The sequence below is a fragment of the Streptomyces camelliae genome (genome assembly GCF_027625935.1).
GTDB lineage: Bacteria > Actinomycetota > Actinomycetes > Streptomycetales > Streptomycetaceae > Streptomyces > Streptomyces camelliae.
The window spans coordinates 2,209,116-2,222,005 of sequence record NZ_CP115300.1 but is presented as its reverse complement, the minus strand read 5'-3'; the positions used below and the strand labels follow the sequence as shown (position 1 = coordinate 2,222,005).

The window sequence follows — 12,890 nt, the reverse complement described above, 5'->3', positions numbered from 1 at the left end:
TCTGCCATCATCTCGCCATGCTCGACGACGACTTGGTGGCCGAATCCCGTAGGAACGACTTGGACCTCGCAGCCCGGCTGATGCGCGCGCTGACCGACCCGGACTTCGCACTTGAGGAGCGGGACGGGCACCCGGATCTGTCGCGGGTCTCCGACGAGGAGCTCGGCAGCCTCCTTGTGGCGGCCTACCGGGTGGACGCCTCGGCCCCGCGTGCGATGGCGATGGTCCGCTTCGCGGTCGAGCGCGCGGCCGAGGGGCGGCGGCCGCTATATACGCCCGAGGCGTGCCGCCGGATGTTCGAGGCGCTCGTCGAAAAGTGCGAGGCGCATGGCTGGGCAGACCTCATCCGGGGCCTGGACGTGCTGGAGCGCTGTACGGGGCCGCTGCCCGACGTGTCCGGACCGGCCCGCACCCTGGTCGGGTTGTGGCTGGAGAAGGACACCGTGCGTCAGCCGTACGCGCTGCTGGCGGTCGCGGGGCTCGCCGGCGACGGGACACTGCGCGCGGCCGCGGAGCGCCTTTCCCGCGATGTGGGCCCCATCGTGGCGGACGAGATCGCCGTCATCGCCGCTCTCGCCCCGGCCGAACAGGAGCTGCTGTCCCGGATCGACCGGGGTCACAGGTTCGCCTCACCGCTCGCGCATGTATGGCACAGGTCGGCCGGCAACCCCGCTTACGTGGCGTTCGCCCGCCGCGCGTTGGAAGCGGCGGCCGACCGCACCGACGCGATCCGGGCGGGCGAGATTCCCTACCGGGCGGACAAGGCGTTCACCGACCGTGAGATCACCACGCTCGGACAGGCCCTGCGGGTGGCGTTGCTGCGCGACGAGCCCTGGCTGCCGGAGCTGTTCGAGCGACTGCTGCCCGGCGTCGCCATCGCCCCGACGACGGCGAAGACGCTTCCGTCGCAGGCCTTGCTGTACGAGGTGGTCCGCGCTGCGCAGGACTTCCCGACGCCCGAGCTGGTGTCCGCGATCCGCACCGTGCGCCGGACCGTCCGGCACGCCGGGGTGCCCAGACAACTCGACAAGATGCTCAAGAAGGTCGACGCGGCCCTGGCCGAGCGCGCCGAGGTGGCGCTACGGCTGCCGAGGCTGGATTTCGACACCGCACCCATCGGCGGCTCCGCCGCGGGCGGCGTCCTGCGCCGGCCGGTCGGGGACTACCGAGCCGTCGTCACGGTCACCGACACCGCCACATTGACCTGGGAGAAGGACGGCCGCCCGCTGCGCAGTGTCCCGGCGCCGGTCCGCCGCGACCACGCCGCCCCGGTCAAGGAGCTGCGCGACCTTGTGAAGCGGGTGAACGCCCAACTCGTCACCCTCGTACGCGCGCTGGAGGGAGGCTTCACCGTCGACGCCGTCCATCCCTACGGCAGGTGGCGCACCGAGTTGGCCGGGCACCCTCTCGCCCGGACCCTCGTACGCCGGCTGATCTGGGAGATCGAGGTCGCCCCCGGCGAGTGGCGGGCCGTACTGCCCGAATCGGACGAAGACCTTCCCGACGCGCCCGACGACGCCTCCATACGGCTCTGGCACCCCATCCGCTCCGGGCCGGACACCGTGCGGGCCTGGCGGGACCTGCTCCTCGAACGGCGGATCCGGCAGCCGTTCAAGCAGGCGTTCCGCGAGATCTACCTCCTCACCCCCGCCGAGGAGCAGACCCGCGTCTACTCCAACCGCTTCGCCGCGCACCTCGTCCACTATCGCAGGATGTTCGCCCTGTTCCGGGCCCGGGGCTGGAAGAGCGACCTACTCGGTCCCTGGGACGGCGGGGACGGCGATGCGGCCGAGCGCACCCTGGCGGCCGGGGAGTGGCGGGTCCGCTTCTTCCACACCTGGGCCGACTGGGCCGGCGACGACGAACTGGCCTCGACCGATCAGGTGCGCTTCGACCGCCGGGTCCAGGACGCCTGGCAGGAGGCGCCGCTCGCCGACGTGCCGCCGCTGGTGTTCAGCGAGGCGATGCGCGACGTGGACCTTTTCGTCGGCGTGAGCTCGATCGCCGCCGACCCCGACTGGACCGACGGCGGCCCCGAGCGCACCTACTGGGAGCGGGCCTCCTTCGCCGAGCTGACCGAGAGCGCCGAGGCACGCCGCGACGCCCTGGAGCGGATCCTGCCTCGCCTGAAGGTCGCCGACCGGTGCACGCTCGACGGCCGCTTCCTGATCGTCCGCGGCGATCTGCGCACATACAAGATTCACTTGGGCTCGGCCAACATCCTGATGGAACCCGATGACAGCTACCTGTGCATCGTCCCGGCACGGAGCTCGGGGGACGGCAAGGTCTTCCTGCCGTTCGAGGACGACCGGCTGTCGCTGATCCTCAGCAAGGCGTTGCTGCTCGCAGCCGACAGCAAGATCACCGACGAGACCATCCTCGTACAGATCGAGCGAGGTGCCTGATGGCCACCGTGACGTTCCGGGACGAGACCGCGACGGGCAAGCCCGTCAGCGAGTGGGAGGTCGCCGGGCTGCCCGAACGGATGACCGTGGGGGAGCTGATCAGGATCCGGGTCCGCGAGGAGGTCACCCGGTACAACGCCCGCCCGAGCAACCACTTCAACGGCCTCGTACGCCCCGACGACGCCGAGACGGAGCTGAACGGCTACCGACTCCGTGAACCCCGCCGCATCGACTGGGAGCGCCAGGCCGAGATCGCTGAGCGCGCCTTCCTGTCCAACGGCTTCTTCGTGCTGGCCGGGAACCGCCAGGTCGAGGACCTCGACGACGTCGTGGATCTCACCGCCGACCCCGACCTGGTCTTCATCAAGCTCGTCGCGCTCGTCGGCGGCTGAAAGACGTGCCCGCGAGGAAGCCGGAGCAGGGCGGCTGAGGAGGGGCTCATTCGCACGGGACGGTGCGGACCGAGGTGCGGTGTGCTCGGTGCGGGTCGCATCTTGGGCATGTGTTCGAGGGGGAGGGGCATCCCACTCCGACGGATCAGCGGTACTGCATCAACTCGATCTCCTTGCGATTGGTGCCGGACGAGGAGTGAGGTGCGAGCCGTAGTCGAGCATCCGCCCCGCAGCCGTGCTTCGGTTTCCGGACCAGCCTCTGGCCGGTGCCGTCCCGCCCCGGGGGCGCATCTGTCGGTGTCCGTGTCGGACGGAGCTGTTGCGTCGACGGAGTCGGATTCCAGACGCTGCGGCCAGGCGTGTGGGTGCCTGGCGCGGTGGACGAGCAGCGATCACCAGTCGGACCAGGGCAGTGTCTTCCTGATCCACACGGCCGCCTGCTGCGGGGCTGCGTGGGTGTCGATGCCGAGGACGTGGATGCTTCCGAGTGTGCCCCGCGGTCCAGCGATCTGCAGTACTCGGTGCGTGTGTCCGCCGAGACCGGGGTGGATGATCACGGCGTGCGGAGCGGTACCCGGGGTGTAGCCGGCGCTGTAGGTGAGGAGCTGGTGGATGTCGCCGGCGCCGACGCCGTAGCGGTCGTAGCGCTTGTACTTGGCGTCCACCGGTAGCAATGTGCGCACCGTGGAGTCCCGTTCGGGGAGGCTGAGCAGGACGTCCGGCCGGAAGGTCGAGGTGTTGCCGAGGTCGCCCCGGACGGTGATGCCCGTCGCGCCACTGCTGGGGACGGCGTGCCCGCCCTGCGGGGCGGCGGCCTCGGCGGCCAGGCGCCGGACGACGGCTTCCCAGAGGGCGGGCATGGCCAGCAGGAGTCCGTCCGCTGTGGTGCCCTGGTCGGTGAGGAGGTCGGTCACGCCTCCGCCGCGCAGGAGCAGCCGGGCCCAGGTGTGGGCGGCGTGGTAGCGGGCGTTCAGGCGTGTGTACCGGGCGCGGTCCAGGGCCCGCAGGGCGGCGTCGGGGGTCGGGGCCTGCGGGAACGCGTCGGCGATGGCGTGGAGGGCGCGGGCCAGGTCGGGATGCGTGGCCAGGGTGTGGGCCACGCGTAGCGCGGTCCCCAGCACTCGGTTGTCCCAGATGTCCGCCTCCCGGTCGAAGGTGCGGACGTGCAGTTGGTCGAGTTGTCCGTAGCGGCGGGACACCTGGGCCGCGACGTCGAGGCGTCCTCGCAGGACCGGTGCCAGGCTCTGCCTGCGTACGTAGTCTCTGCGCAGCCCCTCCCGTACCAGTTGCTCGCACTGCTCCAGCAGGGCGGCGGCCACGAGGTCGGCGTAGCCCTCCGGGCCGGTGTGCCAGCGCCGTGCCGTGGCGGGGAGCGGCGTGGGCGCGCCGAGGGCGTAGGCGAGCCAGCTCATGAGCTGCTCGCCCGGGATGGCGAACTTGGGCTCGATGACCAGGCGGACGCGGTCGAGCACGAGGATGCCGACGGTCGCGTCGGCCTTCAGCCGCCATCCGGTCGGGACCTGGTCGAGGCTGAGGCAGCCGCGCGACTGGAGGGCGCGCAGACGCTCGACGTCCCGGGGGGTGAGCTGCTCGGCCCCCAGCGGGGCGGATCCGTACTCTGCGAGCCGGACCTCAGTGCGATCAGGCATCAGGGCCCGGCGCGCCGCTGGTGAACTCGGTCGCGAGTGCGGCGGCGAGGTCCTGGGGCGACATGAACGCGGGGCGCCCCGACTGTTCGTCGACCAGGCTGCCGAGGATGCGGTGCAGCAGGTCGGCGCGGCCGAGGCAGTAGTCCTCCAGGAGCGGGATCACTTCGTGGTGGAAGGCGGCCGCCAGGTCGTCCTCGCCGGCGATCGGCTCGCCGTCGCGCAGAAGGTAGGCGTGCCCTATCTGATGGTCGGCGTCGAGGTGACGGGCGATGCGGGTGTTGAGAGACTCGAAGAACTGTGCCAGGTCCAGAGGGCCTACGGTGCCGGACACGGCGTCCGGGTCGGGGCCGACCGGGAGGAAGGCGAAGCGGCGGCGTACGGCGGCGTCCAGGTGGCTGATGCTGCGGTCGGCCGTGTTCATGGTGCCGATGATGTGCACGTTCTTCGGCACGGAGAAGGTGCGCCTGCTGACGGACAGGGCGAGGGGCAGACCGCGCTTGTCGAGTTCGAGCAGTGTGACCAACTCGCCGAAGATACGCGGCAGGTCGCCCCGGTTGATCTCGTCGATGATCAGCAGGTATTTCCCGTCCGGGTCGGCGGAGGCCTGGGCGCACAGGGTGTGGAACACGCCGTCGGTGAGCGCCAGGGTCAGGCCGGGGCCCGTGGCGCTCAGGTCCGGTTTGAAGCCCTCCACGAAGTCCTCGTATCCGTAGGAAGGATGGAAGGTCACCATGTGGATCCGGCCGTCCCGGAGCATCTCGGCCTGAGCCGCAGCTCGCTGGTCCGGCGTCGAGTTGAGCGCGTCCGCCCGGCCGGCGAGGGCGAGGGCGGCACCGAGCGCGAGCCGGGTCTTGCCTGTGCCGGGAGGCCCGTGCAGGATCACCTGGCCCTTCCGCTTCAGCGCCTCAAGTACGCCGGCTACATCCTCGGGCAGCGTGACGGGGCCGCCGGCGTAAGGCTCCGCTGACTCCGCGCCCGACTCGGCGACACTTGAGGTGATGCGGGCGAAGAGTGTCGGCTGGACCTTGGCGAAGGTGGACCGCCAGCCGTGCTGGGGCTGCGGCAGTTTCCGCGCGTGGGAGACGTCCCAGGACACCGGGACGACGTGCCGGTACTCGGACTGGTCGGTTTCGAAGCGGTAACTCCCGCTGACGGTACCGGTGGCCAGAACCTCGTCCGTCCCGCGGTTGGCCACGATCCGGTCCCCCGTCTCCAGGTCCCGGAAGGCCAGCAGTCGTCGGGCGAGCGTCAGGCTGCCATCGCTGCCGCGCGGCCAGTGTGCGTCGAGGGCCTGCTTCAGCTCGGTGTCGCTCTGGTACTGGCCAAGGTCGCCGAGTTCGTCCCACCCGACGCGGATCACTCCGCCGTTGCGGCACTCGTCCCACAACCGTCCGCGCTCACCGGGAGCGATCTTCCAGATGCTGCGCTGCTGCGGACGCGGATCGAACCTCTCGTACAGGAAGCTCATGACTTCCAGCCCGCTCCATCCGGCGAACTCCGCACGGGCGCGTACCAGTTCCAGCAACCGCCGGTTGCTGTGCCACGCGGGTGCACCGGCCTGCACCGAGCCGCCCAGCAGAGTGACGAACCTGCGCAGGTGTTCGCCGGCGTAGACGGGCAGGAAGTGGTCAGGGAAGTAGGTGGCCAGGGACTTGGTCACCAGAGTCGGACCGAACCGCAGCACTTCCAGGTCGTCCACGGCCTCGAAGTCCCCTGCGGCCACGCCCTCGAAGGCCCGCACGAACTGCCCGCGCAGCTCCGCCCATGCTTCCTGCGGCTCCATCCCGCGGAGCGGAGCGGCCACCCGCCACTCGCCGGAATTGTGGTGGTACATGATGTGCTTCGCCGCGCTGCCGCCCTTGATGCTGCCGAGGTTCGGGGTACCGAACTCCATCAGCCGGCAGTACGCCGGTCCGCTCCCGGAGGGCGCGGCCTGCCCCAGGGCGTAGCGCGAAAGCGGCAGCGTTCCCCACTCCTCCAGGGGGAACTGCGACAGCACCTGCTTGCGCTCGTCCTCGGCGGCTGTCTCGGTCGCCGCCACGGCACTTCGGTCGAATGCCGCTGCTGCCGTGCGCAAGTCCATCTGGTCCGTCATGAAGGTCATCATGCCGGATCATCCGCGTTCCGCATGCTTGTATCCGGGCAGCCCGGGGCGACCTCAGGAGGCGCTCGCGCTTTCGGGACGGCTGGTCGGAGCCCGTCCCCGCCCGACCCAGCCGTCACCAGGGTTCCACCTCCCGCGCGCCAGGCGCCTCGGTGGGCAGAAGTGCCTCGGGAGCCCGGGAGTTGAGGGCTGTCAGCCGGCCTGTCGCCCGGTCGAGGCGGAAGGTGTAAGCCCTGGCCTTGTCGGCGAAGTCCGCCGCCGGCCGCGTGAGACCGGCGCCCGTGATGACGATCAGGCGCTTGGGCCAGCCTCACCGGCCGCCGCGGCCAGGCCGTTCAGCCGCTGCATCTCGGAGGCCGACAGATCTTTGGTTCTGCAACTCTCCAGCCATGGGCTGGCTTCAGTTTCAGCGTGGGGCAAAGAAATTCGGGCGGGGACTACTACACGTTTGGATGGGCTGGGGGCATGGGAATCGCATTGCGAGGACCCACAACAATGGGCGGCAGCTGCACCCATGGAGAAGACTGGAGCGGGAGTTGGTAGGAGCTTGCCCGCCCACGGGTTGCAGGCTACTGTCTGTCCCTTGAGGGCTCTGCTGAAGACAAAGCGGGTGCCCATGCGACCGTTTTCCGACCGAGCGTGGGGCACTCTCTTTTCTGCCCGTACAGATGCCTGAGAGAAGCATCTCCTCTTTCATTGCCGATGATCGAGCGAGATAATCTCGCAAGTCTTGATGTCCTCCCAAATCATTCGTTTGCCCAGACTGGTTTCAAATGTCTAATTATTGCAGGGCAGCTGGGGATCCCCGATGAGTTTGATTGTTGCGGCCCTCCTTGCGGGCATGATCATGAGCTTTGGAGTGGCCCTCCTGTTTAATGTGCGGGGTTTTCGTGATCTGCTTGCCAGGAGGTCGGGTGAGCCTCGATTCGGATCCGCGCGAAATACCTTGATCATCATCGGTGTCTTTTGTGTAGCGATGCCTCTCTACTTTTACATCAATGTAATCTAGGTATACCTTTTGGGCTAGTGTCATTGATGGGCCTTCAGGAGCGTGGGAGCTGAGTGCTCGATGCTGGATGCTTATTGCGCCGCGCTCATCGCGACGTGCGTCGCAATTGGCGCTCGGATGGTGTATCTGAAACTCTGATGGAAGGCGGCGGCCACTCTTCTGTTAGGCCTTGGCTTTGTCGTCTCTTTTGTCGCAGTTCTGGTGGTCGCTGGTTGGGTTTGGCGGCAACCGTGATTATTACTGGTTCTGCGCTTGCCGTGTTCACGGGGCTTGCGGCACTCGACTGCTCTCACGGTAAAAACGCTGAAGACGTCATCAGTGGACGGGTGATGCACCATCACGGACGTCGACTGCAGCCGCAGCCGGCAGCCGAAAGCGGTCCCGGCTACGGGCAGAGCTTGCCCGCACCGTCCCCTATGGGGGCCGATCTGGCGCTTGACGTGGTGACAGTCTGAGATCTCTACCGAACCCGGGGCGGTTCAAGGTCAGCCGCAGCGGCAGTCGGCTGAGGCAAGCGGTGCAGCTGGGCCGCTCCAGCACTGTCCCGGTCGGTCACGGTTTTGCGACAACACTTTGAACCGGCCATTGGCTGCTTGAGGATCGGGTGGATCTCGGGGAGGGACTTGTGATCAGTAAAAGGTTGGCCCGGTTCGCTGTGGCTGTGTCATGCACTGGCAGTCTTGCCGCGTGTGCGTCATCGGCCACCGACACCAGGAGTCCATCGGACGGGCCGAGACCCACTGCCACGGCATCGGCTGCAGGTGCTCCGGCATCAGGGACGGCGACGCGGTCGCTGTCCCTGGCTCAACTCAAGACGGCGCTCCTCAGCGGTGCTGACCTGCCACACGGACGGTTCACGGTAGATGACCAGGGGGGCACCAACCCTGGTGGTGTATCCGGTGCCCTTCACAGTGTGGTCAGCGACGAGCCTCCAGTCGACGGTCCGTTTGGAATGATCAAGAACGGGGACTCGCAGCCGTGTGCCGGCCTGCTCAACGCGATCGGTTACGGGAAGAAGGCGCCCACTGCGGAGGCCTGGGCCGAGGTCGGCCTGGTTGGGCACGAGGGAACGACCTTGATCACTGAGAGGGTGGCCAGCTTTGCGCCAGGTGTCGCCACTAAGGTCGTGTCGAGCGTGGCGACCGCCGGTTCGACGTGCCGGACTGTCTACAGCAGGCGGGCGAACGGCGCGACAGCATCCGAACTCCGTTCCCTCGTCGCTCCGAGGCTGGGTGATGCGAGCGCCGGAATGGAATGGCCCATGAGCGCGGCGATCGGCACATCCGACAACGTGCTGGTCGTGGTTCAGGTCGGAAACAGCATGGTTGAGATCGAGGGGTCGTTGCTCGGCTCGACCAGCACGATCAAGTTCGATCAGAGCGTGCTGAACCAAGCGCTGACCAAGGCCGTTGCCAAACTCCAAGCCGTAAAAGCTTGACCTGCCGGATGTCGGGCGGGTCGAGCAGGCTGCGGCAGCGTGAAGAGGCCGGGCTCGGGTTCGGTAAGGACGCCGCGGCTGACCACGCGTTTGAGCTTGTCCCGGATGCCTTCGACGTGACGGGCTCTGAACCGTCCAGGACCTGGCAGACCTCCTTCGCGCGGAGCGTCTGGTCTGCGTTCTCGACGACGGCCAGGATTACGTGGTACCTGGGCGGGAGCGGCTCGGCCCGTGCCCGTCTGCGATTCTGTGAGGGTGTTGGGCATGGCGCGCTGGATCCCGTCTCGTCGCCGGCACCTGCCCGCCGACGGCGAGGCGGTGCCACCGACGACGCGGGCCACGGAGGCCGCGGAGGCCGCGCCGGCCGGCGACGCCGCCGGTGCGCGGCTCACCGTGCTGCGTGACGCGCTGGCCGGGATCGGCACCACCCTCGACGAGCCCACCACCTGCGCCGAACTGACCCGGGCCGCCGTACGGCTCGCGGGCGGAACCGCCGCCGTACTGCGCCGCACCGGGCAGACGATCTCCGGCTACGAGGAGATCACCGGGGACGCCGATGTGCTGCCCGACGTCCGCTGGGCCACTGCGGTGACCCGCGAGGCGAGTACCCCGGCGCTCGACGCGGCGAGCGTGCCCTGGCGGGAGTACGCGGGCGCCCCTCGCACCCGGGCCGCCCTGTGCGCGCCGCTGACCAGCGGGGAGGACGTGTACGGCGCCCTGGTGTGGGCCCGCTCGGGAGAGCCGCTGCACCCCGGCGAGGCCGAGCTGCTCAGTGTGCTCGCCGAGCGCGCCGCCTCCCACATCCGGCATGCGCGCGCCTACGAACAGGTCAACCGCACCGCCGGCGATCTCCAGCGCGCCCTGCTCGCCGAGCCGGGACGACCGCACCCGAACCTCGACATCGCCGTCCGCTACCTCCCGGCCGGCCGGCAGACGGTGGTCGGCGGCGACTGGTGCGAGACCGTGCGGCTGCACTTCGGGCGGACCCTGCTGGTCGTCGGCGACGTCATGGGGCACGGCCTGGAGGCCGCCGTCGACATGAACGCCTACCGCTCCTCGCTGCGCTACATCGCCTCCGCCGATCTGCCCCCGCACCGGGTGCTGCGGCAGATGGACGAGATCTCCGCCCGCGAGGCCGACCGCCGGCCCGCGACCTGTCTGCTGGCCAGCGTCGACCCCGGCCGGCGCCAGGTCACGCTGGCCAGCGCCGGCCATCTGCCGCCGCTGCTCATCGCCCCGGACGGCGAGGCCACGCTGCTGCCCCTGCCGGTGGGGCCGCCGCTGGGCACGGGGCTCGGCGGGTACGAGTCGGCCACGCATCCGCTGGCCGTGGGGGAGACGCTGGTGCTGTTCACCGACGGGCTGGTGGAGCGGCGGGGGGAGGACATCGACGACTCGCTGGCCCGGCTGGCCGCCGTCCGCTTTCCCACGGGGGACGGGCTGGACGAGGTGCTGGACACCATCCTCGGGCGGCTGGACGCGCGGTACGCGGAGGACGATGTGGCTGTGCTCGCGGCGCGGCCGTACAGCCGGTGATGGGTTTCGCCGTTGCTCGCTCCCCCCAGTTCTCGGCTTCGCTCGAACAGGGGGACCCCCATCGCGGCGGAGCCGCATGCCGATACAGTCCCGCGCCCCTCAGGCCGGCAGCCGCACCGTAAATATCGTCATACCGAACTCCCGCCCCAGCCCCAGCGTGCCCCCATGCGCCTCCACCAGTGCCTTCGCCACCGACAGCCCCAGCCCGCTGCCGCCCCGGTCCCTGCTGCGGGCCTTGTCGACGCGGTAGAAGCGGTCGAAGATCCGTTCCCGGTCGGCGTCGGGGACGCCGGGGCCCGCGTCGGCGATCCGTACGCACGCCCCGCTCGCCTCGGCCGAGACCGTCACCGACACCTTCGTCCCGGGCGGGGTATGGACGGCCGCGTTGGTCAGCAGGTTGTCCAGGACCTGGCGGATCCGTACCGGGTCCAGGCACAGCCGCAGCGGGCCGGTGCCGGTGCCGACGGTCAGGGGGTGGCCGGGGTGGCCCGCGCGGAAGGCGTCCGCGGCCTCGCGGACCAGTTCCGTCAGGTCGGTGTCCGCGCACCGCAGCGGGGTCTCGACCTCGGCCGCGTCCAGCCGGGCGAGCAGCAGCAGGTCGTCCAGGAGGACGCCCATGCGGGCGGCCTCGGCGCGCAGGCGGGCCAGATGACGGTCGCGTTCGGCGGGCTCGTTGGCGGCCGCGTACTGGAACAGGTCGGCGTAGCCGCGCACCGACATCAGCGGGGTGCGCAGCTCGTGCGAGGCGTCCGCGACGAACCGGCGCAGCCGCTGCTCGGCCTCCGCGCGCACCGCGAGGGAGGCGTCGATGTGCTCCAGCATCGTGTTGAAGGCCGTGCGCAGCTCCTCCACCTCCGGGCCGCCGCCCTTGCGGTCGGCGCGCAGCGGCAGCCGGGCCGCCGGGTCGGTCAGATCGTGCGAGGCGATCCCGTGGGCGGTGTGCGCCATGTCGCTGAGCGGTGTGAGACCGCGCCTGAGCGTCCTGCGGCCGAACACCACGAGCGCCAGCAGCGCGAGCCCGAACGCGATCACCTGGACCGTGACCAGCCGCCGTACCGTGTTGTCGATGTCGTCCATGGGCGCGCCGCTGACCAGGACCACACCGGGCTCGACCTCGCAGGCACGCAGCCGGTACTCGCCCTCGCCCGCGAGGTGTTCGGTGCGCAGTACCTCGGTGCCCGTGACGATCTGCGCCTTCGCCAGGGCGGTGAGGCCGGCGACGTCCCCAGGCAGGTCGGAGGCCTCCTCGGGCTTGCGGAGCACAGGGGTGCCGTTCGACACGTCGTAGACGGCGTAGTACCAGCGGTAGTACTTCTTGCCCTGGAGTGTGCCCTGTTGCGCGATGCTCTTGGACTGGGCGACCTGGGCGAGCCCCAACTGGGCGTCGAGCTGGTCCGACAGGTAGTCCCGCATGTACGTGGTCAGGGCCGTGCCGACCACCGCGAACACCACCAGGGACAGCGCGCCGAGGCCCAGCGCCAGCCGGGTTCCGAGCCGGAGCCTGCCGTACGTCCGGCGCAGCCGGCCGATCACCTGGCCGCCTGCCGGACCACGTACCCGAAACCGCGCACGGTGTGCAGCAGCGGCTCCTCGTCCGGCCCGTCCAGCTTGCGGCGCAGCCGGCTGACCACCAGCTCCACCACGTTCGAGCGGCCGCCGAAGCCGTACTCCCAGACATGGTCGAGGATCTGCGCCTTGGTGAGGACCGATGGGGACTTGCGCATCAGATAGCGCAGCACCTCGAACTCGGTGGGCGTCAGAGCCAGCAGCCGTTCGCCGCGCCGTACCTCGCGGGTGTCCTCGTCCAGGGTCAGGTCGGCGACCCGCAGTACCGATCGCCGGAAGCCGGGACCCGCGCTGCGGCGCAGCACCGTGCGCAGCCGGGCCATCAGCTCCTCCACCGCGAACGGCTTGACCAGATAGTCGTCCCCGCCCCGGGTCAGGCCCGCGACCCGGTCGGCGACACCGTCGCGCGCGGTCAGGAAGACCACCGGCACCATCGTCCCGGAGCGGCGCAGCCGGTCCAGGACACCGAAGCCGTCCACATCGGGCAGCATCAGGTCCAGGACGACGATGTCCGGCCGGAACTCGGCGGCCCGGCGCAGCGCCTCCTCGCCCGAGTAGGCGGTGGCCGCCTCCCAGCCCTCGTACCGGGCGACCGTGGCCACCAGGTCGGCGATCGGCGGGTCGTCGTCCACGACCAGCAGGCGTACTTTCTCCACCCGCCCATCCTGCGCCACCCGTTCGGCCCCGTCTGCGGTGCCCGCCCCCGCCGGCCACATCGATACTCAAGTGAAAGTCGTCCGACAGGAAAACGACAGCATCCGCGGGCGAAGCTCGTCACCCAGGACCCGATC

General features: G+C 69.8%; 8 protein-coding genes and 1 pseudogene. 5 read left to right on the top strand and 4 right to left on the bottom strand.

What is annotated here, in order from left to right; genetic code table 11:
• Window positions 1-17: 17 nt before the first annotated feature.
• From O1G22_RS10030 to O1G22_RS10020, 3 genes and pseudogenes are all read left to right on the top strand, one after another.
• Complete coding sequence (locus O1G22_RS10030; protein WP_270081033.1) at window positions 18-2,405, top strand: DUF4132 domain-containing protein; 2,388 nt, start codon at window positions 18-20, stop codon at window positions 2,403-2,405.
• The gene (locus O1G22_RS10025; protein ID WP_270081032.1) at window positions 2,405-2,797 is read left to right on the top strand and encodes a hypothetical protein; all 393 of its coding nucleotides are present in this window, start codon (window positions 2,405-2,407) and stop codon (window positions 2,795-2,797) included. Before O1G22_RS10030 ends, O1G22_RS10025 begins: the two co-directional genes overlap by 1 nt.
• Window positions 2,798-2,847: 50 nt before the next feature.
• Window positions 2,848-2,997: pseudogene (locus O1G22_RS10020) on the top strand (peptide-methionine (R)-S-oxide reductase); the annotation flags it as partial.
• A 192-nt stretch (window positions 2,998-3,189) separates the two neighbouring features.
• Here O1G22_RS10020 and O1G22_RS10015 read toward each other — a convergent pair.
• Both O1G22_RS10015 and O1G22_RS10010 read right to left on the bottom strand, forming a co-directional pair.
• Complete coding sequence (locus tag O1G22_RS10015) at window positions 3,190-4,446, bottom strand: McrC family protein (RefSeq protein ID WP_270081031.1); 1,257 nt, start codon at window positions 4,444-4,446, stop codon at window positions 3,190-3,192.
• Window positions 4,439-6,541: an AAA family ATPase gene (locus tag O1G22_RS10010; RefSeq protein WP_270081030.1), complete on the bottom strand. Its 2,103-nt coding sequence runs from the start codon at window positions 6,539-6,541 to the stop codon at window positions 4,439-4,441. Before O1G22_RS10010 ends, O1G22_RS10015 begins: the two co-directional genes overlap by 8 nt.
• A 1,931-nt stretch (window positions 6,542-8,472) precedes the next feature.
• On the opposite strand from O1G22_RS10010, the gene O1G22_RS10005 reads away from it, so the two are divergent.
• Together O1G22_RS10005 and O1G22_RS10000 are read left to right on the top strand one after the other, a co-directional pair.
• A complete protein-coding gene (locus O1G22_RS10005) occupies window positions 8,473-8,997 on the top strand; it encodes a hypothetical protein (protein WP_270081029.1) in 525 nt (174 codons plus the stop codon).
• A 264-nt stretch (window positions 8,998-9,261) separates the two neighbouring features.
• The gene (locus O1G22_RS10000; RefSeq protein ID WP_270081028.1) at window positions 9,262-10,533 is read left to right on the top strand and encodes a PP2C family protein-serine/threonine phosphatase; all 1,272 of its coding nucleotides are present in this window, start codon (window positions 9,262-9,264) and stop codon (window positions 10,531-10,533) included.
• A 99-nt stretch (window positions 10,534-10,632) separates the two neighbouring features.
• On the opposite strand, the gene O1G22_RS09995 is transcribed toward O1G22_RS10000, so the two are convergent.
• Entirely contained in the window at window positions 10,633-12,066 is a 1,434-nt protein-coding gene (locus O1G22_RS09995) for a sensor histidine kinase (protein WP_270081027.1), read from the bottom strand.
• Window positions 12,063-12,815, bottom strand: a complete 753-nt coding sequence (locus O1G22_RS09990) for a response regulator transcription factor (RefSeq protein ID WP_428986340.1) — start codon at window positions 12,813-12,815, stop codon at window positions 12,063-12,065. The genes O1G22_RS09995 and O1G22_RS09990 overlap by 4 nt, the downstream gene beginning before the upstream one ends.
• Window positions 12,816-12,890: the final 75 nt, after the last annotated feature.

Coding starts and splice junctions, on each gene's coding strand:
- O1G22_RS10015 (WP_270081031.1), bottom strand. CDS start 4,446: ATGCCTGATCGCACTGAGGTCCGGCTCGCAGAGTACGGATCCGCCCCG.
- O1G22_RS09990 (WP_428986340.1), bottom strand. CDS start 12,815: ATGTGGCCGGCGGGGGCGGGCACCGCAGACGGGGCCGAACGGGTGGCG.
- O1G22_RS10030 (WP_270081033.1), top strand. CDS start 18: ATGCTCGACGACGACTTGGTGGCCGAATCCCGTAGGAACGACTTGGAC.
- O1G22_RS10000 (WP_270081028.1), top strand. CDS start 9,262: ATGGCGCGCTGGATCCCGTCTCGTCGCCGGCACCTGCCCGCCGACGGC.
- O1G22_RS10025 (WP_270081032.1), top strand. CDS start 2,405: ATGGCCACCGTGACGTTCCGGGACGAGACCGCGACGGGCAAGCCCGTC.
- O1G22_RS10010 (WP_270081030.1), bottom strand. CDS start 6,541: ATGACGGACCAGATGGACTTGCGCACGGCAGCAGCGGCATTCGACCGA.